We start from the raw sequence: 26425 nt of genomic DNA, 5'->3' as shown, positions 1-26425 counted from the left end.
AGGCGGGGAGAAGGTGGCCGGCGGCGAGCTCTTGTCTCATCTTTGATCCTGATGAGATTTCATGAGGGATGCCGCGAGGCCGGTATAAACGAGGTAAACTATTGGACTGGCTGGCACTGAGCGACGCGGAGTGGACGGCGATCCATCTGAGCCTTCGGATATCGCTTGTCGCCATGCTCGCGAGCTTGCCCTTCGGCATTCTCGTTGCCATGGCGCTGGCGCGCGGTCGCTTCTGGGGCAAGTCACTGCTCAACGGCGTCGTCCATCTGCCGTTGATCCTTCCACCTGTCGTTACCGGCTTCATCCTGCTTCTGCTGTTCGGTCGGCGCGGCCCTGTGGGGTCTTTCCTCGCGGATTGGTTCGGCATCGTGCTCTCCTTCCGCTGGACAGGGGCGGCGCTTGCCTGCGGTATCATGGGCTTTCCCCTGATGGTACGCTCTATCCGCTTGTCAATCGAGGCAGTGGATCGCAAGCTTGAAGAGGCGGCCGGCACGCTCGGGGCTTCGCCGCTCTGGGTGTTTGCGACCGTCACTCTTCCACTGATCCTGCCGGGCGTGATCGCCGGCATGATCCTCTCGTTTGCCAAGGCGATGGGCGAGTTCGGCGCGACTATCACCTTCGTGTCTAACATTCCCGGCGAGACCCAGACGCTTTCGGCGGCGATCTATACCTTTACCCAGGTGCCGGGCGGCGATCTCGGCGCGATGCGGCTCACGCTCGTTGCTATTGCTATTTCCATGGCTGCGCTGCTCGCCTCCGAGTTCATGGCGCGGTTCGTCGGACGGAGGATCGACGTCGAATGAGCCTGATCGTTGAAGCCCGGCATCAGCTGGGCCAATTTTCGCTTGATGCGTCTTTCACCTCCGAAGGCGGCGTGACGGCGCTGTTTGGGCGCTCCGGTTCGGGCAAGACCTCGCTCCTGCGCATCATCGCCGGCTTGACAGCGCCGCAGCAGGGACAGGTAACGCTGGATGACGATGTGCTGGTGGATACGGATGCGCGGCGATTCGTGCCCTGCCATCGCCGCCGCTTCGGCTACGTCTTTCAGGAGGCGCGACTCTTCCCGCATTTGACGGTGCGCAAGAACCTCGGCTACGGCCGATGGTTTGCACCGAAGTCTACGTGCGGTGAGGATTTTGCCCGCATCGTCGATCTGCTCGGCATCGAGGCGCTTTTGGAGCGGCGGCCATCCAATCTTTCTGGCGGCGAAAAACAGCGTGTCGCCATCGGACGGGCGCTGCTGTCCACGCCGCGGTTGCTCCTGATGGATGAGCCACTCGCGGCGCTGGATGAAGAGCGCAAGGCGGAAATCCTGCCCTATCTGGAGCGGTTGCGCGACGAGACGAGCGTGCCGATCGTCTATGTCAGCCACTCGGTCGCGGAGGTTGCGCGGCTTGCCGATCATGTGGTGGTCATGGAGGCCGGCAAGGTCCGGGCCTTCGGCACAGCGGCCGATATCCTCGGTGACAATACGGTTTCCATCGCAGCCGAGCGGCGCGAGACGGGGGCGCTGCTGGAAGGCACCGTACGGGCCGTCGATGATGTACATGGACTGACCACGGTTGCGCTAAAGAATGCGATGATCCTGATTCCCGGCCGCCATGAGATCGGAAGACGCGTGCGTCTGCATATCCCGGCGCGGGACGTCATGCTGGCGACGACGAAACCTCAAGGTATCAGCGCGCTCAATGTGCTCGACGGGGAAATTGTGGGCCTGACCTACGGCAGCAGCGATACGATGGATATTTCGATCGATTGCGGCGGCGATCTCATTCAATCCCGCATCACCCGGTTTTCCACCGAGCGACTGGAGCTCGCGATCGGCAAGCCGGTCTATGCGATCGTCAAGACAGTCGCGTTCGAGCGGCCGTGATGGCTTGAAAGCATGTTGCGGCCCATTTTCGAGCAACTTGCTTATGCTTCGGTGATGTCCGCACTCCGGTGTTCCTCCAGCCAGTCGAGATCCACACGGATCGCCGCAGCCGTTTTTTCTTCCATCGTGCGGAACCGGGCAACCACTGCCTCACCAAAGGGTGTGACGTCAGCACCACCACCTCTACTGCCGCCGCGTTGAGAGGCAACGACGGCCTGATCGAACATGGTGTTCATCTCCTCGACCAGCAACCACGCCCGGCGATAGGACATATCCATCGCCCGACCAGCGGCTGAAATAGAGCCGGTTGCCTTGATATGTTCCAGCAGTTCGACCTTGCCGCGCCCCAACCGCTGGTCCTTGGAAAACTGGATGCGCAGAACGGTGCGCAGCGGGGGCGTGCTGATATCGGCCATGAAGATCGGGTCCATTTCTAGAGGATGTCTGGTTCAGATTGAACCAGACATCCTCTAGTTTCTTTTGTTTCCGTTTGTCTTTTCGGGAAAACCGGTTTCCACTTTTCCCTGACAAACTCTAGTCGCCCCAGCTATAACATGGCGACCGGAGCTGTACATCGCTGCGTGGCGGGACAGGATTTTGAGATGATACGCCGCCGTTATCAGGTCTTTTCGGGAGATGCCTCAGGGGGCGGTTCGGCGAGATCGTAAAGTTCATAGATCTCGATCGGTTCCATGCGCCCCTTTGCCTGAACATCGCCCAGGCTGCGGAAGCCAAATGCTTCTCCAGCCACCGCGCGGATGCTGCCGCTGGCGATGATGGTGGTTCCGAACTGCTTGTTGATGCCTTCAAGCCGCGAGGCGACATTCACGGTATCGCCCATCGCCGTATATTGCCGGCGCGATTGTGCACCGACGCTGCCGACGACTGCGACGCCGGTATGGAGGCCGAAGCGGGTGACGAGTTCAGGCCTGCCGGCTTCGCGGTTTTCCCGGTTGAAATTGTCGATCCGCTTCTTGAGGGCAAGCGCGCCGCGACAGCCATCAGCCACATGATCGCGGTTGGCTGTGGGCGCATTCCACATGCCGAAGATCGAATCGCCGAGATACTGGATGATCGCGCCATTGTGCGCCTCGACCGTTTCGTTCATCAGCTCGAAATAGACCGTCAGCATATCGACGATCTCTTCCGGCGAATGCTGTTCGGAAATCGTGGTGAAATCCCGGATGTCGGTAAAAAGCACGGTTACTTCCTGCCGCGCGGCAGTGTTTGCCATGGCCTGCCCGGAGGCAATGATCTTGCGCACCAGTTCCCGCGGAACGTACAGCGCAAAGGATTTCATCGCCTCGCTGGCTGAGGCGAGTGAAGCGCCGAGCATGTTGATCTCCAGCACCCAGGACTGCACCTTCTCGAAGCCGCTGAACTCGAGATCGCCCATGCGCCGGGCATTGCCCGCAAGCGAGAACAAGGCATTGCTGATCAGCCGCGCGATCAGCAGCGCGGCGATGATCCCGGCCGCGAGGAAGGCAAGCGCAACCAGCAAGGTTTTGCGGAGCAAAGCCTCGGTTGGGCCTGTAAAGTCACTGAGGGGAGCCGTGATGACGATAGTATTGCCGCGCATCAGGCCAGAGAAGGAAACGGCCGAAATCTGTGCGACATAGTCTACGCCATCAACCGTGAAGCGCGTTATCTTGCCTTCGGTCGAATCCGAACTCCAGTCCAGATGTCGGACGGCATCCAGAACGGGGTCGCGGATCGGCACGAGATCCTCCGCGACCTTCGGTGGAGCGGAGAGGATTGTCAGCAGCTTTTCCATTTCGGCAGGGTCGGAATGGACGATCAGGTTTTTCTCCGCATCGAAGACATAGCCACGCGCGTTGCCCGAAACCATCTCCTTGGCGAGAAGCTTGCTGACCGTTTGCAGAAGAACATCGACGCCGACGATGACATCCGGGTTTTTCTGCATCGGCATGGCGAGCGTCAGACTCAAGGCGTTTGTCGTTGCGGTGGCGTAGGGGCCGACAGAGACCGGGGCGCCCTGGCTTCGCGCGGCATTATACCAGGGACGTCGTCTTGGATCGTATGAAGAATCTTCAATCGGCTTCTGATCGATGGGCCTGCCGCTGGCATCGAAGAATACCCAGAAGGCCAGTGTTCCATTCGACTGGCGGACGATCGTTCGCAAGGCCAGCGCGGAGTTCGGCGGCGCTGAAAGCCGTTTCGCCCAGACCGGATTTTCAGCTACGTTGACGGCCTGAATGAAACTGCCGTCCGGATAACCAAGATAGAGGCCGTCGATGGTGGGCGAACTCTGAAGAACCTTCATCATGAATTCGCGCTTGGCGTTCAACTCGGCGGGCGGTGCCGAGAGCATCGGCTGCAAAACGGATGTGGCGCTGATTGCTGTATAACCATTGCTGAAGACGCTTTCGTAACGCTCGATCGTCCGGCGGCTAAGCGCCTTCATCTGCTGCTCGCCAGCGCCCAGCGCCGAAGCGCTGCCCTGTTGATGCGTCAGCCAGATGATCGGGACGGAGATTGCAACGAGAAGAGCAACAATGATGATGCTGAGATGAAACCGGAGCGGCCGTACCCATGGCGCCGCGTTGTTATTGCTTGCCCCGACTTGCCTCTCCCTCACGGCGGTCTTCCTTTCATGCCGATTCTGCCACGCTTTCGGGCTATTTCACGCCTCATCGCCCGATCAGGCATGGCTTTCCTTGCATCCGGCGAGCGATCAGCTTCCTTCTGCGGCGGCGGCCTGCGCTGCCTCCGTTGCCATCTGATGGTTTCGCAGGGCGGCCGCGGCGGCAGTCGAGTCGGCCTTTTCATCGCCGCCGACCTGTACGGTTGGCTGCGCAAATTCGAGGCCGTTTTCCGCGAAGGATCGACGGATCATCGCGTAGGCCCTGCGGCGTACCATCGTCTGTGTGCCGGGTTTGGCCGTGAAGGAGAAGCTGATTTCGATGCCGAAGTCGCTGATCTGCTCGACGCCCTTCATTTTCAACGGCTCGATGAGCATCGGACCCAGTTCGGGATCCTGAAGCAGTTCCGCGCCGAGTTTCTTGGTGAGCTTCCTCGCCTTTTCAATATCGGTATCGAACTTCACACGCAGGCGGAACTTGTCGATGACCCAGTCGCGGCTCATGTTCTGCACGGCGCCGAGCTCTCCGAACGGCACGGTAAAGACCGGGCCGCGGTGATGGCGCAGGCGGATTGAGCGGAGGCTGAAGGATTCGACCGTGCCCTTGTAACTGCCGCTCTGAATATATTCGCCCACCCGGAAGGCGTCGTCCATCAGGTAGAACACGCCGCTGACGATATCCTTGACCAGCGTTTGCGACCCGAAGCCGATGGCAACGCCGAAAACGCCAGCGCCTGCGATCAACGGCCCGATGGCGACACCCATTTCGGAGAGAACCATCAGTGCTGCGGTGACGAGGACGAGAGCTGCGAGCGCATTGCGGAAGATCGGCAGCAGGGTTCGCAGCCGGCTGCCGCGGGCAATCTCGACTGCGGTCAGCGATTCCTGGTTTGCGACGGAGTTCAGCTTTCGGTCGATGAAGCTCTTGGCGAGTTCCCAGCAAAGGTCAGCCAGCAGGAGAATGACGACGCTTTTGAACAGGCCGCCGACGATCGTGTCGACCATCGGATTGCGTTGTACCAGATTGTTGGGATCGTAGTGCCAGATGAAGGCAAGCCAGGCGACTGCCGCTCCGATGACAATAGCGCGGGCGCCACGGGAAATCAGCACCACGCGCGGGCTATTGACCTTCTCATCCTGCCAGCGGGTTTCCACGAAGGCACGCGTCATGCTGTCGACTGCGGGTAATATGCGCGGCAGGATCGCGGCAAAGATTCCGAGCCAGAACAGGCCTTCGAAATTGAAGACCCAGAGAAGCCAGAGCGCGACGAGCGCAAGTGTGCGGAAAACCCTTGTCAGAAGTTTGGGCTGTTCATCACCTTCGAATCCGCGGACACGCCATACGGTCGCAACGGCTATTGCAAGCAGAACGACCGATATGACGAGCGAAATGACGATGCGCGCGTCAGGATTGACGCCCAGCTTCATGCCGAGCGCAGCAAGCACCATGCCGAACAGCAGAACGCCGGTGAAAAGCATGAGGCGCCGGTAGATGATCTGGCTGGCGGCGCCCGCTGCCAATGCCAGCCGGGCGACGCCCAGGATAATCCTGAAGGCGAAAACGGCGAGCAGAGAAAACAGCACCACCGGCCTTACCAGCGGCGGCCAGGGGACCGCAAGGAAGATAATCGAGGCGGTCAGGATGAAGACGAGGGTCGGTCCGGCTTCAAGCAGGAGCTTGTTGAGGATTTCACTGCCAAAGCGGGCGTGGCCGCTAAAGCGTTTGAAGATCCATTCGATCGCGAGGCCGGCTGCCAGAATGGCGGCAAGCAGGATGAAAGTCGGGGCAAATCCACTTCCGGACGCTTCAGCGCGAACGCGCGCGGAGGCGGCAGCAATTTCTGAAGGGACTGCAGGAACCGCGGCAACCAAGGCCGCAAAGCGGCTGCGTGCGCGGGCTTCCCATGCCTCGACGTCCTGCGTCTCCACTGTGGGGGACTGGACCTCGGCCTTCTGTTGATTTGCAATCCAGCTGCGGATTGCAGGGTCATCAAGGAGCTTTATCAGCTCGGAAAGCTTTTCGGGTGGCGGGGCGGCTGCAGCTTGCGCATAGGCGGATGATCCTTCCGTCCCAAGCATGAGCAATACAAGGAGAAGAGTCGAAAACACGTAACGCATGACTGCACCCCTGCAAGAAACGAACGTAGCTACCGGCGATAAAGGCCCCTGCCACCATCAATGCACGGACTGCAGCCCTGCTCCAAGAGGCAAAAGCACAACCAATCGTTTTTTCAGGGGCTTTCTGTTGCAGCCGCCTACGAACAGGAAACAACAGAATTGTTCCATTCGGGAATGAAATGCTCTAAATCTCCGTTCATGAAGATCGCCTTTTACTCCCCCCTCAAATCGCCTCATCATCCCGTGCCGTCAGGTGACCGGCTGATGGGTCGCCAGTTGATGGCGGCGTTGGATAGGGCGGGGCATGAGGTGAGTGTCGCGTCCAAACTGAGAACTTTTTCAAAGGAACCGCGCGATCTTGACGGTGATACCGATGTCGCGTTTGAAATCGAGCGACTGAAGGCGTCATGGGAACAGCACGGCAAACCCGATGCCTGGTTTACCTACCATCCCTACTACAAGGCGCCCGATCTCCTCGGACCCCGCCTGTCGGCGGAGGCGGGAATTGCCTATGTCACTGCAGAGGCGTCCTATTCGCCGCGGCGCGATAAGGGTGGATGGGCGTCGTCGCAGGCGCGGCTGATCGAAGGTCTGCAGCAGGCCGCCGTCAATATCTGCATGACCGAGCGCGATCGAATTGGGCTCGCGGCTGTCGCACCGACGGCGCGTTTCGTGAGACTGGCTCCCTTCATTGATGCTTCTTCTTTTCTGGCAGAGGTGCCGAAACCGGAGCCAAATCGACTCGTTTGCGTGGCGATGATGCGCCCCGGCGACAAGCTCGACAGCTTCCGCCTGCTGGCTGCAGCCCTCTCGCGGCTGGATCATCTGCCCTGGCGTCTCTCGGTCGTGGGGGACGGCGTGGCGGCAGCGGAGGTCAAGGCAGCTTTTGCCGGGTTTGCCGCCGATCGTGTCGAGTGGCTGGGGGAGCGGCAACCTGCCGAGATCGCGACTATCCTGCCACGCGCCGCACTCTATGTTTGGCCGGGCTGCGGCGAAGCCTATGGCCTTGCCTATCTGGAAGCACAGGCCGCAGGCCTTCCGGTTGTCGCGCAGGAAACCGCCGGTGTACCGGAAGTCGTGGAAGATGGCCGAACCGGCTGGCTGGCGCCAGCCGGCGATATAGAGGCCTACGCGGCGGCGATTGCCGGATTGCTTGAAGATGGCGAGAAGAGGCAGGCAATGGCGGCTGCGGCGCGTAATTTTGCCGGTGAGGAGCGTTCGATTGTTCGAGCCTCACAAACGCTGGCTCAAATCTTCCAGATCTATGTGGAGCCTTTGCGCTGATGTCGAACCAGGTTTTTGCCCCCTTGCAGCAGGCGCTTGATCATTGGGCAGCTTCCGGGCGGGTTGCTCCGTTCTGGCTGCGGGACGACGATGCCATCAAGCCGACGGAAGCGCTCGATCGTTTCCTTGGCTTGACCGGCCGCTACCCTATCCCAGCCACGCTTGCTGTCATTCCCGCAGGCACGGGGCCGCAGCTCGCGGAACGTCTGGCGTCTGAAGAGTATATATCAATTGCCGTCCACGGCTGGTCGCATACCAACCATGCAGGGCTACAGGAGAAGAAGCAGGAACTGGGTGCTCACCGTCCGGCAGACGTCGTGCTCGACGAGCTTTCTCAGGGGTACAGACTGCTGGCGGACCTGCATGGCCAACGCTTCGTGCCGCTTCTCGTGCCACCATGGAACCGGATTGATTCGGCACTGGTTCCGCGGCTGCCGGAACTCGGCTTTCGCGCGCTTTCAGTCTATGGGCGCGAAAAGCAGGCGGCGATACCTCTGGTCAACACTCATGTGGACGTGATGGATTGGCACGGTACACGTGGCGGCCGCGATGCCGGAGCGCTGGTTGGCGAAATCGTAGCGCGGCTTACAACGATGTTCGACACTGGCAGTGCGATGGGGCTGCTGACGCACCACCTTGTTCACGATGAAGCGGTCTGGTCGTTCATGCAGGCGCTGTTTGAGGCAACGTCAGATCATCCGGGCTGCCGCTGGGTTGCCGTTGCCGAGCTGCTGGCGCCTGCGCCTTGATTTCAGACGTCGATGATCTGGCCGTCGCGGGCGACAAACGCGCCCGCAAACTGCGCCTTGCCGGCTATATCGATGGCGTTCAGGGCGCTGTCCGTGCGTAGCGGTGAATGGTGGATGAAGGCGACGCGCTTGGCATTTGCGGCCTTGGCGAGCCGGATAGCCTGCTGCCAGGAGGAATGGCCATAGCCGATATGACGGGCCATTTCGTCGTCGGAATAGGTGCAATCGTAGATGAAAAGATCCGAATTTTCGATCAGTTCGAGAACGACAGGATCGAGGGTGCCTGGATGATGCTCGGTGTCAGTAATGAAGGCAACCGAACGGCCGCCCCATTCGACCCGATACCCGATGGCGCCCCCGGGGTGGAACAGCTTGCCAGTCTTGATCGAGACCTCCGGGTAGGGGGCCAGGACATCGCCGGCGCGGAAATCGCGGGCATTGAGCGAAGCGCGACAGATATCCGGCTCGACCGGAAACCACGGCGGGCGCATGAACTCGCCGATGATCTGGCGCGTCGACATGCGGCCAGCCATGTGCCCGGACCAAAGGGTGACGGTCGCATGCGGATCGAAGAGGGCTGAAAAATAGGGCAGGCCGATGATGTGGTCGTAGTGGCAATGGCTGAAGAACAGGTTGAAGTCGTTGACGCCTTCATTGCGCAGCACCTGACCGGCCGGCATCAATCCTGAGCCGGCATCGAAAAGCAGATGATGCTGCCCCACCTGCATTTCAATGCAGATCGTGTTGCCGCCATATTGCTGGAATTCAGCACCCGATACGGGAAGGCTGCCTCGCACACCCCAAAACCGTACCCGAAACACGTTTTCGTTCACTCTCTCGCCCCAGTCACGGCTGCTTGCGCAATCCGGCTGCAACTTCCCTTTTGAAGTCTCGTCGTCATCTCCGGAGCGGGTTTCCTTTGTCCCGGCCTCATTTTGGCCATGTTATCCAAACCCTCAGGGTTAAGCGAGACTGAAATTCGCTTTTTCTTTCCATATATGGCACAGACCACGGGAAAAGAATCCGCTTCGAAATCAACGACGGAAATGCCGCCCGCATGCCGCTTTCGCGCAATCTGCCCGTTCCACGTCTCGCCATCGTAGCAGACGCTCATTTCCACGATCTTTACGGCGATTACGGGGTCGGTGGAATTTCCGAGGATGATGGGCGGCAAATGAGCGTGCGGCTCCTTGCTGATACGGTGAAATCGACCCGTGTCTTCAACGAGAGCTATGCGGCGCTGCATCGAACGCTGGAAGATATCGCAGCGGCAGGCATTCACGATGTCGTGCTTCTGGGCGACTATTCAGACGACGGACAGGTCGAGACCGTCCGTAGCGTTCGCCTGCTGCTCGAGGATTTCGAGGCGCGCCTTGGTTTGCGCTTCCATGCGACCGTCGGCAATCATGATATCTTTGCGGCTGATGGGCGACATCGGACGAAGCGGTTTCTGAATGCTGATGGTGGCTACACTCTTGCGACCAGTGATGCCTCTCTTAGCGACCCTGCAGCTGCCGTCATCGCGGTGAGCGAGGCGATGTATTGCCGTGGTTATCCGGATGGATTGTCCGAGATGGCTGCCTTTGGCTTCTTTCCGCGCGGCGACGAGCGTCATTGGGAAACGCCGTTCGGAATGGAAGCAGCAGCGGAGCAGCGCCTTTACGAGGTTCGTTCGGCTGACGGTAAAATCGTCCGGCGGTTGATGGATGCCTCCTATCTGGTCGAACCGATGGACGGTGTCTGGCTGCTGATGATCGATGTCAATGTGTTTGCTCCCATGGATGGCATCTTGCCCGGCGAGCCAGGTGATTTTGCCGACAGCACAAGTGCGGGCTGGAACGGCATGCTCCAGCACAAGACCTTCGTGTTCGACTGGCTGGCAGACGTTTCCCGGCGCGCTGAGGAGCAGGGAAAATGTCTTCTGGCGTTTTCGCATTATCCGGCACTCGATCCCCTGGACGGAACCCGGAATGACGAGGTTGCGCTTCTTGGCGAGACCGGCATGACCGGCCGTATTCCCGCGCCTGCTGTTGCAGAGGCACTGATGGAGGCGGGGATTTCCGTGCACTTCAGCGGCCACCTGCATGTGAACGACACGGCCCGTGCTGAGCGTGACGATGGCCGTTTCCTCATCAATGTCGCCGTCCCAGCGCTTGTGGCGTTTCCCTCCGGCTACAAGGTCTTGAGCGTTTTCGACGATCGGCTGGAAATCGAGACCCGCCAGATCGGGGATATCCCCGTCGATAAGACCATCTCCCGCTGCTATGACAGGGAGATTGCCACTACGGGGCTGCATGTCGAGGGTCTGAAGGCCGTTCAAACCTATGGCGAATTCCTCTCCGCGCATCTGGGGCATCTCGTCGGCCGCCGTCATCTGAAACGCGAATGGCCGAAACCGCTTGCCGACATGCTGCGTGCGGCCAGCCTCTGTGATCTCGTCATTCTTTCGCAGATCGCTGAACCCATTGCCTTGCGGGACGCAAGAACCGCAACTGAGCGGTTTGAAAGCGATTTGCAGTCGGAGATCAAGGCGCTTGTCCTCGCATGCCGATCCCTGACTGCGATGGATTTTCTGCGCGACTGGTATCGGTTGAGAATGGCAAGCGAACTGGCGTTGCCCTGGATCGATCCCGCGAGGATGAGCGTCTATCAGAACGTCGGTGCGTTATACCGCGGTGGTCAATGGGAGAAACACTCGGCCCAGGCGAAGATAGCTCGTCTTTTTTCAATGTTCGATCGCTACAGGTCGGGTTTGCCTTCCGACAACTTCGCCATGGACCGCGCCAGCGGCGCGATCATCGATCGAAAATCATAGGCTGATGTGATCAGTCGGATTGACGGGCGCGGCTGCGCGCTTCCGTGAGTTCAGTGGTCGTGTGGCTGAGACGATCGGCCAAGACGCGCATGATCTCGATGGTGATCTCGGGAAAATCCGTCAGCAGCTTGAGGAAATGATCCTTGCGGATGCGAAGGGCCTCCAGCGCCGTCGTGGTCTTCACGGTCGCAGTCCGCGATACGTCGCAGAGAATGGCGATTTCACCGACGATCGAGTTGGTCTCGACTTCGGCGACCTTGATCGGGCCAGATGAGGATTCGACGATAATATCCGCCTTGCCGGCCAGCACGACATAGGCCGCATCGCCCGTATCGCCCTGTTGGAAAAGCGCTTCCCCGACATCGTAGCTCACGCGATCCGAAGTGAACGCGAGCAGTTTCAGCTTCCCGGGTTCTACACCAGCGAAAAGCGGAACTCTCCGCAACATTTGTACTTCGTCTTTCAGTAGCATTTCAGTACCCATTCCCCGTTTACGTCTGACGGTCCCCGCCTTGTTGTTGTTTGCGGTAGATCGACATTTTACGCCCGCGTGAGGCCGCACGCATGGCCTTTTTTTCTTACACTATGATGACACAAGTTCCTTGAATACACCGTTCTTTTCTGCAAGCGCCTTGGGCGTTCCGTCTTCCACCAGAAGTCCGCGGTCAAACACCAGAACGCGATCAAAAAGGCTGGTGAGCGAGGTGTTGGAAAGCACCCAGATCAAGGCCGGCTCGCGGCCGTCCCGCCGTAGCAATTTCATGGCATCACGCACGATTTCGTCCTGCAGGCGATGATCAAGGCCCGGCAGCGGCTTGTTGAAAATGTAGTAATCGGAGCGTCGCACAAGAGCGCGTGCGAGGTTGAGCTTTTGGCGCTGCACCGCCGTCAGGCGCTTGCCGCCGGCTCCAACATTGAAATCGGCCCCGATATGCATGACGTCATCCAGCAGACCCATGGTGTTGAGGAGCGAGCTCACGATGGAGCGGATGCGCTTGGAGCCATCGGCATGCTTCTGGCTGACGCGGCCGAAGAGCACGTTGTCCATCAGGTTGGAGGAGGCCATGTAGCGCTCCGGGTCGTAGCGCTCGATTGCGCCTTCCATCTCCTTCGGCAGTCCTTCGTAGAACTGCTGGCGAACTTCCACGATCTTGGCCATCAGTTCGTTGGTCAAGAGACCGAAGCGGTGGCGAGGTTCGATATAGGAGAAGCTCAGCCGGATGATGGCGGAGCGCTCGTCCGGCGTCGCTTCGCTGAAGCCACGACCCTTCAACTTCTGCAGGATAGCCTGATAGGTCGGGATATCATCGGCCGTCATGAAGGTGAGCTGCTGGAAGAACGGATGGTCCGGCGGCAGGTCGGAGAACAGTTCCACGGCGTTTTCCGCGATGCTGTAGCCCATGTCGAACAGGATATGATCGAGCCCGCTTCCACCGACGACCGAGCGGAAATAGGCGTTGCGCGCAATGCCGCGCCCTGTGAGATTGGGATCGACCACCGTGCCGAAGAGCAGGTTTTCGCCAACTGTCGCCTCCATATTGTACGCGCCGGGTTCGAAGGGCACGACCAGGCCGCTCAATCCCGCTTCCTCGAGCTCGTCTCTCAGCGCATGGCGCATTTCGACGATGCCGGAGGCCAGTTCGGGATAGTTGTTGGGGTCGATAACGGTGCGCAGGGCAAGGTCGAGGATATCCTTGGACAGCTGCACCGTGTCGAGCACTTCCAGAAGGCTCGGGAAAAGGTCGTCGCGTCCCGTGGCGGAGGCCGCACGATAGTCGATCCAGTCCGCCTTCGTGTCGTAATCGGGGTTGCCGGCCAGCCGGGCCTCATTCACATCCCACTTGCGTTGGGCGATGTCGCTGCCCTTGTACTCCCGCTCGCCGAGCGGAGCGTGTTTCAGGCCGTAGAGAAGGTTTTCGCCAAGCGTGCCGTAGAAGAAATAAGCATCGGACGACACGTAGGAAATTCCACGCCCGACGACAGATTCCGGCATTTCGAGGATATCTTCTCCGCCAACGGTGATCTTGCCGGTTTCAGGCCATATCAGGCGGGCGAAGGCTTCCGCCAATACATCGCCGCCACCACCGGCGGCACCGATGATCGCGACCGTTTCGCCGGGTTTGATCTGAACGGAAACACGCTCTAAAAGACGCGCGCCACTGTCGTCGGCCAGCGTCAGGTTTACTGCAGCAAGCGGGGAAGGCATGGGGCCTGAATCTTTCAGGGCCAGGGTCTGGATCTTGGGGTCGATGATCTGCTCGGCGCTGAACTGCTCGACAACCTGCACGTATTTGACCTGAACGTCCTGGCGCGTCTGATCCCAGTCGATCAGGTCCTTCAGCGGTCCCGGCAAATCCTTGTAGGCGCTGATGACGGCGATTAGCTGGCCGATGTCGAGCTGGCCTTGCAGCGCGAGATAGCCGCCGATGCAATAGAACAGGAAGGGGGTCAGCTGGGCCAGGAAATTGTTTATGAACTTGACCAGGAACTTCCACTGATAAAGGTCGTAGCGAATCTTGAAGATGCGACCAAGGCGTGAGGCAATGTCGGCGCGCTCGTAGTTCGAGGTGTCATAGGCATGGATCGTGCCGATACCGTCGACGATTTCACTCACACGGCCTGCGAGTTCGCGCGCCGTGATCTGGCGCTCACGGCCCAGGATAAGAAGACGCCGGCGCATCCGCGGGATGATCAGGGCCTGGACCCCGACCATCACGGCGGCGATCAGTCCGAGCCAGACATTCTGCATGAAAATGAAGAACAACGCCGTCAGCGCCTGGCCGCCGAGCAGCGCCGGTGAGACGAAGGCATCGCCGGTGAAACCGCCGAGCGGCTCGACCTCGTCCTTGACCATGCTGGAGACTTCCGCCCCCTTCATGCGCTTGAACTGCTGCGGCGGGAAGCGGAGGATACGGTCGACGAGTTCGAAGCGGATGCGTCGCAACAGCCGCTCACCGAGGCGGCCTTTGTAGGTGTTGATGTAGAATTTGAAGAGGCCGTTGATGATGACCAGCGCCAGGAACACAAGGCTGAGCGCAAACAGCATCTGCATTCGCGTGAGTTCAAGCCCGGAAAAGAATTCGACATTGCCGATGTAAGGCAGGTCGAAATTGATGTTCATGAAAGTCTGGCGGGCGCCGGGTTTGTCGAAGCCATCGCCCTGAATCGGCCCGTTGACGATCTGCTTGGGCAGGTCAAAGGACAGGAAATAAGGGATCATCGAGATGGCGACGACCAGCAGAATCCAGAGCTGCTGGCCCCGGGTATGCTTCCAGATGTAGCGGGAGAGACGTTTTTCCATGGATGGCTTAGAGAACCGAATGACAAACGCGGATGGATTGTATGAAGGCAAGACGAACCGGCAGCGGTGCCGCGCTTGCGCTGTGCATACGATGGGACGAGGGAACGAAGGTGGTGCTCGCCGGCATCTGGTGCATTCCCTCGCTTCTGAAAGCGACAGATTACAACAGCAACATGACGAAGGCCACCCGATTTAAGCTATCAGGAGCAGGAGCTTTTAAAGGCTCCGGTAATGGGGTTATGCATCACTGAAACGTGTTCAGGCGATGCCGCGTTCTTGCAAAAACTGGCCGATCAGGCGCGCCGTCTGGTGGGCACCGTCAAGATCGAGAGGAACGGGTGGGGCGTCTGGGGCCGCAAGCGCCGTCCTGATCGCATCCGTCATCGTCGCCTCCGAGAGCTCGGTTTCGGTCAGCACCGACGCGAGCCCCAGTCTGTGCAACCGCTCTGCCCGCGCCGTTTGTTCGGTCTCGCCGCCCGCGATGAACGGCACGAGCAGCGCACGGCATCTCGCTCGCAGAATGTCACAGACCGTGTTGTACCCCGCTTGCGAAACGGAAAGCCGCGCACCGCCGAGAAGGCTTGGGAAGTCCTGACGGAAGCGGAACACGCCGACATGTGAGGGGGCTTCAACGGAGATCGCGTCGAAATCCGCCTGCGGTAAATTCGGCCCGGTGATGAGCGCCCAGGGCGCCGTGCCGCCGATCGTCCTGGAGGCTCCGAGTGCCGCTCGAATCAGCGCGTTTCCGACCGCGCCGCCGCCGGCAGAAACAATCACCTCGAACCGCTCGGAAGGTGGGGAAGGCGGAGGGGCTGCAACAAGTCCGGTATAAACCACCTTGTCCAGAACACCGGATGCCAGCCGGAACGTGTCTTCCAGGCGGGCAAAGGTCGGATCGCCATGGACGAGAATGCGGTCGAAATGGTTCTTGACCAAGGCCACCGTTTCTTCGTCGCGGCCGGGTTTCGTGCGCTCCTGCAGGATGTCGCGCAGCGAGGAGAACAGCAGCGGCTTCGGCTTCGAAGCGGTAATGGCATCAAGAAGCGGCAGGAGTTCGAAGCGCACCTGACGGCGGCCGAAGGGGAAGGCTTCGATGATGACGACATCCGGCTCCGCGTCGCGATAGGCGGCGAGCAGCTTTTCCTTGCGGTCCTCGCGGAAGGCATCGTCGATCGGGTTGCCGTCGATATCAGCCAGTCCAGAAAAGCCAACCCCGGAGACGACGGGCGGAAGGGCAATATGCCGAACTCCGGGGCCTGGGAAGCTGCTTACAGGCGTGCCGCCGGAAACGACAGTCACGTCGAAGCCGGATTCGACAAGTCCGCTGGCGATGCGGCTTGCCCGGGCAATATGGCCGATGCCAAGCAGATGCTGCACGTAGAAAAGAATGCGGCCCGGGCCGGGACGGCGGGTCTCCATCAGGCAGCCTTCCATTCGTTTTCAAAAAGCGTTTTCAGCTGTCTTATGCTGACATTGTGATCGAACTCGCTTCGAACCTTCGCCTCTGCGGCATCGCCGAGCGTACGGCGCAGGTCGGGATTGCGGATCGCCTTCTCCAGTGCCTTGGCAAGCGCCTGCGGGTTTTCCGACGGAACGACGAAACCGTTTTCGCCGTCGCTCAAGAGTTCGGGCACGCCCGAGACATCCGTCGAGACACAAACCAGCCTCTGGCTCGATGCCTCGACCAGAACGTTGGGCAAGCCGTCGCGATCGCCGTCAGGCGCAATGCGGCAGGCGAGGGTGAAGATGTCGGAATTTCGATAGCGTTCCAGCACTTCCTTCTGAGCAAGCGCGCCGCGCCACTCGATATGCCGGGAGATACCAAGCTCGGTCGCCAGGATTTTAAGCGATTTCTGCTGTTCGCCGGCACCGATGTGCTCGAAGCGCCAATGAAGATCCTTCGGGAGAAGGGCGAATGCACGCAGCAGCACATCATAGCCCTTCTTCGTGACGGCGCGGCCGACGCTGAGGATATTCACAGGGCGGTCCGCGTCACTTCCATCCAGAGGAAGACGCTCACCGGCGAAGTGGTCGAAGCGGGAAAGATCGAGGCCATGATAGCTCAGGTGCACCCGTTCTTCGTGGGGTGACAGCGACCGCAGATAGTCGAAGCCTGTATGGGTGCAGGTCACGGCCCAACGGGTGTTGGCGAGTTTTCCCTCCAGTTCCCAGGCGGGGGATGTCCAGATATCCTTGGCATGGGCCGAGCAGGTCCACGGCACCCGGTTGATGATGCTGGCATAGGCCGTCACCGAGGCGGGTGTGTGGATGAAATGGGCATGCAGCCACTCGCCGCCATCAGGCCATTCGGCGGCCAGTACCAGCGCCTGCCCGAAGCGGCGGATACGGTTGCGGCTGATATCGCGACGAAAATCGCCAAGGAAGGCGAAGAAGGCCGGTTTGAAGCCCGGCTTTCGCCAGCAGTTGATCAGGCCCTTCAGAACCCGTAGCGGCTCTTCATGCAGATATTCCGGCAGGTACATGACCGGCGCGCGGATTTCGTCATGGATCGGGTGGCGCTTGGCGTCAGTTGGACGACGAAGCGACACCAGGGTCAGATCGAAGCCCGCTTTTTCAAGCCCTAGCAATTCCTGGGCGATGAAAGTTTCAGACAGGCGCGGATAGCCCTTCAGCACCACGATGACTTTGCGGGGGCGCATGCGTTCCGACTATCCCTTCACGACGGCCAGATGCTCATGGCCGCGACGGCCGAGCCATTCACCGACGATCTGCGATATGTTGCCGAGACCGTCGAGCGTCATGTTCTTGGCGCTCTGCGAAGGGGCCGGCCGGTTCTTCAGGTTTCTGAGGGCTTCGGCCATCCGCATCGGGTCGGCCGCCTCTTCAGGAAGAAGCATGTCGATCAAGCCCAGCTCGTTGGCGCGGCGTGCACGGATCAGCTGCTCCTCGCGCGGCGCGACACGGGGCACGATCAGCGCCGGCTTATCGAAGGACAGGATCTCGCAATAGGTGTTGTAGCCTCCCATGCCGACCACGGCCTGCGCACCGGCAATCAGCTCTTCCATGCGATTGTCGAATTCGATGACTTCGACGTAGGGGATGGCAGCGCCCTTGGCGAGAAGCCTGTGGCGCTGTTTTGCCGGCATATAGGGACCGAGCACTATCAACGCCCGCTGTTTCAGTGTCGGATCTTCCTGATAGGCGTCAATGACGTTGTGGATGAGATCGGAGCCGTCACCGCCGCCGCCGGTGGTGATCAGGATGTAATCTTCCTTCTGCTTGTGCTCGGATTCCCCGCCCGCGGAAACGCTGCGCTGCAGAAAGCCGACGAAATCCATTTTGGCGCGGACTTGCGGTGGAACGTCGAGACCGACAAGCGGGTCGTAGAAATCCGGAGGGCCGTAGACCCAGATCTTGTCGTAGAAGCGACCAATCTTGGTCATCACGTCGTTGCGCTTCCACTCCTCTTCGAGCAGATGCGGGGCGTCCATGACTTCGCGCAACCCGAGTACGAGGTTGGTTCCCTGCGCCTTCAGATAGGTCAGCGTGTCTTCCACTTCGCCGCGCAGGCCCATCGGTTCCTTATCGACGATAAAGATGTCCGGCTGGAAGGTCTCGGCGGTATGGCGAATGATCGATTTGCGCATCTTCAGGGTTTCCTGAAGATCGATATGCCGGTCCATTGACGTATATTCGCCGTTTCGCAGCTTGATCACGCTTGGAATTTTCACGAAATCGACGCGCGCACGATAATCGAAGGCACCGGCAATGGTGGCGCCCGAAATGATCAGCACCTGTAGCCCGCGATAGTCCTCGACCAGCGAGTGGGCAATCGTGCGACATCGCCTCAGGTGACCGAGGCCGAATGTATCGTGGCTGTACATGAGGATGCGCGCATCTTCGATCCGGCGCGTCATGAGTGGCTACTCCACCGTGTCCGAAACAAGTGTTCGCCTGTTGGATGTGTCTGCATAAGCATTCCACTCACTTATAGGGGTCGGCGGCGTCTCTCAAGCCGTCTCCCAGAAAATTGAACGCCAGGATCACGAAGATCACCGGAATTGTCGGCAGCAGAAGCCAGGGATAGAACGCAATGACGCTGACGCTGCGGGCTTCGGTAAGCAGGATGCCCCAGCTTGTCATCGGCGGACGCAGGCCAAGTCCCAGGAAGCTCAGCGCTGTTTCGCCAAGGATCATGCCGGGGATCGACATTGTCGCGGTAGCGATGAGGTGAGACATGAAGCCGGGAATGAGGTGGCGGCCGATGACACGGCTGCCGCTGGCGCCCATCAGCTGGGCAGCCAGCACATAATCTTCTTCGCGCAGTGCCAGCAACTTGGAGCGTACTGCACGCGCCAAGCCCGTCCAGTCCAGCATGCCGAGAATGACCGTGATACCGATATAAATCAGGATCGGACTCCAGGTTACGGGCATGATGGCGGCAAGCGCCATCCACAGCGGTATGCTGGGGATGGATTGCAACACCTCTATGACACGCTGCGTGATCAGATCGAAGGTGCCGCCGCGGTAGCCGGCGATGCCGCCGATGACAATGCCGAGCACGAAGCTCATGGTCACGCCGAGGAGGCCGATAGTAAGCGAAATACGCGCGCCATAAAGGATGCGTGACAGAACGTCGCGGCCGAGGCGGTCGCTACCGAGAAGGAAGAGCTGTCCGCTCTCCGCGGGGCACACGAGATGAAAGCTTCCCTCGACCAGACCCCAGAAGCGGTATTTGTCGCCGCTGCAGAGGAAGCGCAGCTTCTCGACCCTGTTCGTATCGTCGGTATAGATGCGGCGCAGGTTGTCCATGTCGAGCGTCAGCGTTCGCCCGTAGACGAAGGGACCCACGAACTCGCCCTTGTCGAACAGATGCACCCGTTGCGGCGGCGCGTGGATGTAATCGACATTGCGGGTATGCAGATTGTAGGGCGCCAGGAACTCGACGATCGTGATCATCGCGTAGAGCGCTGCGAGAAAGAACAGCGAAACCAGCGCCAGCTTATGGCGCTTGAACTTCCACCACATCAATCGAAGCTGCGAGGCCTGATAGACCTTCGTCTGCGCCTCTGTCATCGCCTCCACGGACAAGGGGTCGAAAGGCGCAGTCGATACGTAATGCTCCAGCGGAGCGCCGGATTTCGGAAGCAATGATGTCACTTGGTGCTCCCACCCTGCAGCCGGATACGCGGATCGAGAAGGGCGAGCGCAATATCGGAAATAAGAACGCCAATGACGGTCAGGAACGCGAGGAACATGAGGAATGACCCGGCGAGATACATATCCTGGCTCTGCAATGCCTTGATGAGCATGGGGCCAGTGGTTTCGAGCGAGAGCACGATCGCGGTGATTTCAGCGCCGGAGATGATTGCCGGCAGGATTGAGCCGATATCCGAGATGAAGAAGTTGAGCGACATGCGTAGAGGATATTTGATCAGCGTCTTGAAGGGATGAAGCCCCTTGGCCCGCGCGGTCACGACATATTGCTTCTGCAGTTCATCGAGCAGGTTGGCCCTGAGCCGACGGATCATGCCGGCTGTGCCTGCCGTGCCGATGATGATCACGGGAATCCACAGATGTTCGAGGATCGACTTGAACTTGTCCCAGCTCATCGCCTCGCCGAGAAATTTCTGATCCATCAGGTGACCGATAGTGGTGCCGAACCAGATGTTGGCGAAATACATCAGGATCAGCGCGAACATGAAATTCGGAATGGCAAGGCCGAGCAGGCCGAGGAAGGTCAGGCCGTAATCGCCCCAGCTGTACTGATGGGTTGCGGAATAGATGCCGATCGGAAAGGCAATGAGCCAGGTGAACAGAATGGTGACGAAAGACACCATGATCGTCAGCCACATCCTGTCGCCGACCACTTCGCTCACGGGAAGCTGATACTCGAAGGAATAGCCGAAATCACCCTTCAACATGCCGCCGAGCCAGTAGAAGTAACGCTCCACCGGCGGCTTGTCGAAGCCGTATTGCTCACGCAGTTCCTGGATTTCCGCCGTATCGACGCTCTCGCCCTGGGCGCGCAGTTCGGCAATGTAGCTTTCGAAATAGTCGCCGGGCGGCAGTTCGATGATCGTGAAGACCAGGGCCGAGATGATCAGGAGAGTGGGGACCATCGCGGCGATACGCAACAGGATGTATCGCAGCATATTCAGCTTACCTCGTCGCTGTACCAGAAGGTATCCGGCATGTACACGCCGAGATAGGAAGTGGGTTCGAAACCGTACAGGCCTTCTTCCGGCACGTTCTGCAGGCGGGCCGAATGCAGAAGCGGCTGCTGCGTGCCATTGACCACGCCGATGGAAAACACCTGCTGGGTGTAGATACTCAGCATTTCGTGCCAGATCCGGGTTTTTTCGCCGACATCGGCGGCGTGACGCCATTCTTCGAGCAGGGCTGAGAGCTGGCGGACTTCCTCGATATCCGGTTTGCTGGCCATTGTGTCGCCGGAGAGGAAGTTCAGACCCCAGGCTGGCCATTGCAGCTGGTCGTCCATGGTCGGTGCAAGCTGTCCAGGGTTCATCTCGGGTGTCGGAATGCCGTTTTCCATGCCGGTCCAGGTGGCCATCATGATTTCGCCGCCGAGCGCGCGGTTGAAGAGAACTTCACGCTGCGACGTCTTGATGAACAGCGGTATGCCGATGGCACGCCAATGGTCGGTCACCAGTTCGAGGATGTCCGTTTCCAGCGTGCTTTCGCCGGCCGTCTCGACGACGATCTGGGCAGTGCGACCGTCCGGAAGGAGGCGCATGCCATCGTCGCCGCGTTTGTCGAGACCGATTTCATCGAGTAGGGCATTGGCCTTGTCGGGATCGAAATTGGCCCAGGCCGAGGCGTATTCTTCCTTAAAGAGCGGGCTTTCCGGTAGCGGCGAATCCGCCACTTCCCGGCCCAAGCCGTAGAAAGCCACCATGTTGATTTCATGTCGGTTGATGGCAAGCGAAAGAGCGCGGCGGAAGCGGGCGTCGATGATGAATTTGCGCCAGATCTGGTCGCCGAAATTGAGATTGGGCAGCAGCGTAACGCGCGCCCCTTGCGTGCGTTTCCAAAGTTTGACCTTGACCGGATATCGCTTTTCAGCCTCCTTCAGGAAGCTGTAATCGACGAAATCGACGCCGTTTGCCTGCAGGTCAGCTTCGCCCGCGCCGGTCTTTGCAGCGATGATATTGGAGGAGCTGACGTTCAGCACGAAACGGTCGATATAGGGCAGTTGCAGCCCATTTTCATCGACCCTGTGGAAATAGGGGTTGCGCTCGAACACGAACTGATCAGCCGGCGGCGCGGTCATGTTGCGCCAGGGATCCAGCGTCGGCAGGCCAGGATTTTCCGGGCGGTAGGTGCGCGACATCTTGATGTGCAGGTCCGCCCATTTCTTGACCCGCTGTTCCTTCATCAAGGCGGAAAGACGGAAATCGTCTTGATACTTGCGATGGAACTGCCACATGTAGTGGAAGGGCAGGAAGAGCGTGGCCGGGGAGGCTGCGGCGAGATTGGGCAGAAAGTCCGGATTGGGCGTTTCCCAGGTGTAGCGAACGGTAAGGGGATCCAGGACTTCGAAGACCGGCGGCTTGCCGTCAGCAAGAAAATAGGTCGGAAGACCGCCCTTGCGCAGATCTTTGTTGAGAATGACGTCTTCCCAGCAATAGCGGAAATCATTGGAGTCGAATTTCGCGCCATTCGACCACTTGTGCCCCTCGCGAATCTTGAAGGTAAAGATTCGCCCTTCCTGTACGTCGAAGCTCTCCAGAATGTCGGGCTGCAGGTTGAGGTTCTGGTCATAGCCGACGAGCCGGGAATATCCGTAGATCGTCATCAGCCGGATATCTTTCTGGCTGCCGATGATCATGCGAACCGTTCCGCCATAGCGTCCGGGTTTGCGGCCCATGGCGGAAAGATTGATCATACGCGGATTGACGGGCACCCGCTCGTTGAGTGCAGGCATACGTTGAGCGCGTAGATACGGTCTCAGAAACTCCGGTTCGTTGACGCCGGCACGCAGTGTGCCGGGCATGATGGCGGAGGCGAGCAGGCCGAGCGTCGTGCGTCTGGTGATCATGGTCTGAGCTCCCTGACATCGGCATTTCTATTGGCAAGGACAAAATGCCCTTCGCCCAGATCGGCTGCCGAAAGCGCAGCTTCGGCCTCGTCGTCGCGGAAAGCCGCGTTCCAGTTGCGCATATCCGAGGCGCCGCCGGTGTTCAGCGTTTGGAAATCGAGTGGCCGATCGAGATCGGGGAAGGGAACGGCTGCAAGCAGCGAGCGGGTATAGGGGTGCACCGGCGCCCGCATCAGGATTTCGCGGGGCGCGATTTCGACGATCCGGCCCGCGCACATCACCGCGATACGATCGGCCATGTAGTCGACAACGGCAAGATTGTGGGAAATGAAGAGATAGGTCAGACCCAGCTCGGATTGCAGGTCCTTCAGCAGGTTGAGAATCTGGGCCTGCACGGAGACGTCGAGCGCGGAGACGGGCTCGTCGCAGATCAGAAGCTCAGGGCCAAGTGCCAGGGCGCGCGCAATGCCAATGCGTTGCCGCTGGCCGCCCGAGAAGCTGTGCGGATAGCGGTTGAGGTGGCGCTGGTCGAGGCCAATTGCCTTGAGAAGGGCCTTGACGGTCTCGGCTCGCGACTTTCCGCTGCCGCGATCATGGATTTCGAGGGGCTCGCTCAGGATGTTCTGGATGGTCATGCGCGGCGAGAGCGACGAGACCGGATCCTGGAACACCATCTGCATCTTGGTGCGCAATTTTTGCAGGGCATCGCCCTGGGCGGCCAGAACGTCGATCGGGCCTTCGGCGCTGCTCAGCATGACCGAGCCGGAATCCGGGGTCACGGCGCGCATGAGGATCTTGCTGACGGTGGTCTTGCCGCAGCCGCTTTCTCCCACGAGCCCCAGGCATTCGCCGCGGCGAATATCGAAGCTGACGCCATCGACGGCCTTGTGCGGTTGATTGTCCGCCTTGGCAAACCAGCTTGACTTGCGGGTCGTGAAGGTTTTGGAGATGTCCCGCACCGAGAGAAGCACGTCCGACTGAAGCTTGATCGCCGCGTTGGCCTGGGTTGCGGGCGTGCGACCCAGGAGGCTGCTGGCATCGACGGGGACTTCCCGCAATGCCTTCAGGCGTTCACCCTGTTTCATGTCGAAATGGGGAACCGCGGCCATCAGACCCTTCAAATACGGGTGACACGGCTTTCGGAAGATCGTTTCGACCGGCCCGGCCTCCATGATCTCGCCATGATAGATGACGACGACTTCATCGGCCATGTTGGCAACGACACCGAGATCGTGGGTGATCAGCAGCATCGCCATGTTCAATTGCGATTGCAGGTCGCGCAGGAGCTTGAGGATTTGCGCCTGGATCGTCACGTCGAGCGCCGTGGTGGGTTCGTCGGCGATCAGCAGGGAAGGCTGGCAGACCAAGGCCATGGCGATCATGGCACGCTGGCGCATGCCGCCGGAAAGCTCGAACGGGTACATGTCAAAGGCGCGCGACGGTTTCGAAAAACCGACCATACCCAGCATGTCCTCGCTGCGCTGGCGGCGTTCCCTGGCCGTCAGATCGGTATGGATCTTCAGGGATTCCTGAATCTGGTTGCCAATCGTGTGCAGTGGCGACAGCGATGTCATCGGCTCCTGGAAAATCTTGCCCATCCGGTTGCCGCGAAGCGCCCGGATTTGCGGGCCATCAGGCGGCATCTGCAGAATATCGACAGGTCCGGTCGAAAGCTTCGGGTCACAGAAGAGGATTTGGCCGGTTGCCGATGCGGTTTTCGGCAGAATACCCATGACCGCCTGGCTGATCACTGACTTTCCCGATCCGCTTTCGCCGACGAGAGCAGTGACTTTGCCCGGGAGCACTCGCAGGCTCGCCTTGCGCACAGCATCGATCTGTCCGCCCATCATGGCAAACGAAATGCTCAGATCCTCGATCCGCAGGAGGTCCGCGCCCGTATCCATCCCTGAATTTTCTCCGTTCCGTCTTACTTAACCGCCAAAGTAACCCCGACGGTTCCGGCTTTTTTAGCCTTGTCTGGAACGAGACTAGCGCACGGTCATGGGCCTGTCCATGACCGTGCGCGCAAATTGGGCAGGACACCTCAAGGGGAGGGTAAGACCGTGAAATTATTCAGGCTTACTCTCCGCCTGTTGTTCATCGTCAGCTATTGAAGCAGCTTGTTCCACAGATCGCGGGTCTGCGGTTTCCTGCTGTTACGGTAAAGGAGCATGACCTGCTCGGCCTCGGAGCGGGTCTCAAGAGCCTTGCTCTGCATCGCTTCGGCAAAATCCAGCTGAAGATGTGCTTCGCTGGGCTTCAAAAGTGTAACCTTCTGGCGCACGCCGCGCAGCTTCTCGTCACCCAGCGTCTCCCAGTCGCCGCCGCAATATCCTGCGAAGGACTGACTTGCGACGATGGAGCTGTTGAACTTTTTCGTCAGTCCCTGCAACCGCTGAACTTCATTGACTGCCGATCCGAAGGCTGAGAACGTCAGGCGATCCTTCAAGCCGACATTGCCAAACATGACATTGCCGACATGCAGGCCGATCCCATAGCGGATTTCGCCGAGGCCTTTCTTATAACGGCCGGCATTGAGCTGGGTCATGCGAGCGCTGGCCTGGCGTACGGCTGTCATGGCGCTATGAACGGCGACCTGTGACGGCTCGCGATGGCGACCGCAGGGGTACACTGCCAGGAAGCCGTCGCCCATAAAGCTCAGGATTTCGCCCCCTTCGCGGTTGAAGGGGGTCGCGATCGCGTCAAAGAATTCGTTGAGCGTATCAATATAGACCTGCCGGCCTTCCTTTTCGGCGAGCATGGTCGATTGGCGCATGTCGGCCATCACCAGCGCCGCGCGGATGGTCTCGCCATCCCCGCGACGAATTTGACCCGACAGTACCCGCTTGCCGGCATTGGTCCCGAGATAGGTGGTCAGCATGTTGTCGGCGAGCTTGCCGAGGACGGCCATCTTGGCGGCAACGGCGAGGCTGTTTTGCACCCGCAGCAAGGCTTCGATGATATCGTCGCTGAAGCCGCCGGGTGCATCTGTCGCCCAGGAACCGATCATGCCCTGGCCGGATGCTTCTCCGAAGGATTGGACGAAGGCGATGTAATCGGTCGTCCCCATCTCCTTCAATTCTTCGAAGATCGGAAATTCGTTCGGTGTCAGCGGCGTGATCTGGCGGCGCAGATGTTCGAGATTGTTGCTGAGCAGATAGTAGTAGGGGCTTTTCAGGAAGCGGTTGGAATCGTCGTCGTCTTCGCCGGCGCGGAAGCCTTCGACAGTCATGCCCTGGCCTCTCAGCCAGGTGAAACCCAAGGCATCGTACAGTGGATGCAGCATCGAAAAACTAAGGTGGATGCGGCTGAGCGGCAGGCCCGCAGCGGCAAGCCGCTCGCAGAAGCCGGTCACGATGGTTTCAAGGGTATCGCCGTTCAACGCGGACTGTTTCAGCCAGCCGGAGACGCGATCAAGCAGATGGGAGGAAACGCGGCTGTGATGGAGGTTCATCGCTTCAGTCGTCTTTCTCACGCAAACAGGGATATGTGCCGACGCCCGTATGCGACGACTGAAAATCCGGTGTGAGCAAGTGCACGCACCCCATCGCATATAAGTACGGCAAACGGGAATGCCAGATTCTGCCGATCACATTTTCATAACGAAATCGCGCTTCGCGCCGGGTACGCGCAAACTGTTGTGCTCGCTTGAAATTTCCC

The 26425-nt window shown here is 59.5% G+C and carries 19 protein-coding genes; 5 read left to right on the top strand and 14 right to left on the bottom strand.

Annotation, left to right across the window (positions count from 1 at the left end; translation table 11 throughout):
• Positions 1-101: 101 nt before the first annotated feature.
• Together modB and modC are read left to right on the top strand one after the other, a co-directional pair.
• The gene (modB, locus tag QO002_RS18050; protein ID WP_307232172.1) at positions 102-803 is read left to right on the top strand and encodes a molybdate ABC transporter permease subunit; all 702 of its coding nucleotides are present in this window, start codon (positions 102-104) and stop codon (positions 801-803) included.
• The gene (gene modC / locus QO002_RS18045; RefSeq protein ID WP_307232169.1) at positions 800-1873 is read left to right on the top strand and encodes a molybdenum ABC transporter ATP-binding protein; all 1074 of its coding nucleotides are present in this window, start codon (positions 800-802) and stop codon (positions 1871-1873) included. The genes modB and modC overlap by 4 nt, the downstream gene beginning before the upstream one ends.
• Positions 1874-1914: 41 nt before the next feature.
• On the opposite strand, the gene QO002_RS18040 is transcribed toward modC, so the two are convergent.
• The 3 genes from QO002_RS18040 to QO002_RS18030 form a co-directional block, all read right to left on the bottom strand.
• Complete coding sequence (locus QO002_RS18040) at positions 1915-2289, bottom strand: winged helix-turn-helix domain-containing protein (protein ID WP_307232165.1); 375 nt, start codon at positions 2287-2289, stop codon at positions 1915-1917.
• 203 nt (positions 2290-2492) lie between these two features.
• The gene (locus QO002_RS18035; protein WP_307232163.1) at positions 2493-4472 is read right to left on the bottom strand and encodes an adenylate/guanylate cyclase domain-containing protein; all 1980 of its coding nucleotides are present in this window, start codon (positions 4470-4472) and stop codon (positions 2493-2495) included.
• A 96-nt stretch (positions 4473-4568) separates the two neighbouring features.
• Positions 4569-6593, bottom strand: a complete 2025-nt coding sequence (locus QO002_RS18030) for a mechanosensitive ion channel family protein (protein ID WP_307232161.1) — start codon at positions 6591-6593, stop codon at positions 4569-4571.
• 198 nt (positions 6594-6791) lie between these two features.
• Here QO002_RS18030 and QO002_RS18025 point away from each other — a divergent pair, with 198 nt between their 5' ends.
• Together QO002_RS18025 and QO002_RS18020 are read left to right on the top strand one after the other, a co-directional pair.
• Complete coding sequence (locus tag QO002_RS18025; protein WP_307232159.1) at positions 6792-7877, top strand: glycosyltransferase family 4 protein; 1086 nt, start codon at positions 6792-6794, stop codon at positions 7875-7877.
• Positions 7877-8626, top strand: a complete 750-nt coding sequence (locus QO002_RS18020) for a polysaccharide deacetylase family protein (protein WP_307232157.1) — start codon at positions 7877-7879, stop codon at positions 8624-8626. The genes QO002_RS18025 and QO002_RS18020 overlap by 1 nt, the downstream gene beginning before the upstream one ends.
• Before the next feature lie 2 nt (positions 8627-8628).
• Here QO002_RS18020 and QO002_RS18015 read toward each other — a convergent pair whose 3' ends face one another.
• Entirely contained in the window at positions 8629-9459 is an 831-nt protein-coding gene (locus tag QO002_RS18015) for an MBL fold metallo-hydrolase (protein ID WP_307232155.1), read from the bottom strand.
• Between the two features lie 224 nt (positions 9460-9683).
• Here QO002_RS18015 and QO002_RS18010 point away from each other — a divergent pair, with 224 nt between their 5' ends.
• Positions 9684-11441, top strand: coding sequence for a metallophosphoesterase family protein (locus QO002_RS18010; protein WP_307232153.1), 1758 nt, complete (start codon positions 9684-9686; stop codon positions 11439-11441).
• A 10-nt stretch (positions 11442-11451) separates the two neighbouring features.
• On the opposite strand, the gene QO002_RS18005 is transcribed toward QO002_RS18010, so the two are convergent.
• The 10 genes from QO002_RS18005 to QO002_RS17960 form a co-directional block, all read right to left on the bottom strand.
• Positions 11452-11913, bottom strand: coding sequence for a cyclic nucleotide-binding domain-containing protein (locus QO002_RS18005; RefSeq protein ID WP_307232151.1), 462 nt, complete (start codon positions 11911-11913; stop codon positions 11452-11454).
• A 111-nt stretch (positions 11914-12024) separates the two neighbouring features.
• Positions 12025-14742 carry an ABC transporter transmembrane domain-containing protein gene (locus tag QO002_RS18000; protein WP_307232149.1) on the bottom strand — a complete coding sequence of 906 codons (2718 nt, stop codon included), beginning with the start codon at positions 14740-14742 and terminating at the stop codon, positions 12025-12027.
• A gap of 258 nt (positions 14743-15000) precedes the next feature.
• Positions 15001-16161, bottom strand: a complete 1161-nt coding sequence (locus tag QO002_RS17995) for a glycosyltransferase family protein (protein ID WP_370878515.1) — start codon at positions 16159-16161, stop codon at positions 15001-15003.
• Positions 16161-17402 (bottom strand): glycosyltransferase, encoded by a 1242-nt coding sequence (locus tag QO002_RS17990; RefSeq protein ID WP_307232147.1) that lies wholly within the window; start codon positions 17400-17402, stop codon positions 16161-16163. The genes QO002_RS17995 and QO002_RS17990 overlap by 1 nt, the downstream gene beginning before the upstream one ends.
• Before the next feature lie 9 nt (positions 17403-17411).
• A complete protein-coding gene (locus QO002_RS17985) occupies positions 17412-18620 on the bottom strand; it encodes a glycosyltransferase family protein (RefSeq protein WP_307232144.1) in 1209 nt (402 codons plus the stop codon).
• A gap of 67 nt (positions 18621-18687) precedes the next feature.
• The gene (locus tag QO002_RS17980; protein WP_307232142.1) at positions 18688-19863 is read right to left on the bottom strand and encodes an ABC transporter permease; all 1176 of its coding nucleotides are present in this window, start codon (positions 19861-19863) and stop codon (positions 18688-18690) included.
• Positions 19860-20858, bottom strand: a complete 999-nt coding sequence (locus QO002_RS17975; protein WP_307232140.1) for an ABC transporter permease — start codon at positions 20856-20858, stop codon at positions 19860-19862. Before QO002_RS17975 ends, QO002_RS17980 begins: the two co-directional genes overlap by 4 nt.
• Before the next feature lie 2 nt (positions 20859-20860).
• Positions 20861-22765, bottom strand: coding sequence for an ABC transporter substrate-binding protein (locus QO002_RS17970; protein ID WP_307232137.1), 1905 nt, complete (start codon positions 22763-22765; stop codon positions 20861-20863).
• Positions 22762-24669 (bottom strand): ABC transporter ATP-binding protein, encoded by a 1908-nt coding sequence (locus tag QO002_RS17965; RefSeq protein WP_307232135.1) that lies wholly within the window; start codon positions 24667-24669, stop codon positions 22762-22764. The genes QO002_RS17970 and QO002_RS17965 overlap by 4 nt, the downstream gene beginning before the upstream one ends.
• Positions 24670-24872: 203 nt before the next feature.
• The gene (locus QO002_RS17960; RefSeq protein ID WP_307232133.1) at positions 24873-26219 is read right to left on the bottom strand and encodes an adenylate/guanylate cyclase domain-containing protein; all 1347 of its coding nucleotides are present in this window, start codon (positions 26217-26219) and stop codon (positions 24873-24875) included.
• Positions 26220-26425 lie beyond the last annotated feature (206 nt).

The sequence above is a fragment of the Pararhizobium capsulatum DSM 1112 genome (assembly GCF_030814475.1).
Lineage (GTDB): Bacteria > Pseudomonadota > Alphaproteobacteria > Rhizobiales > Rhizobiaceae > Pararhizobium > Pararhizobium capsulatum.
This window is presented reverse-complemented; position numbering and strand designations above follow the sequence as displayed.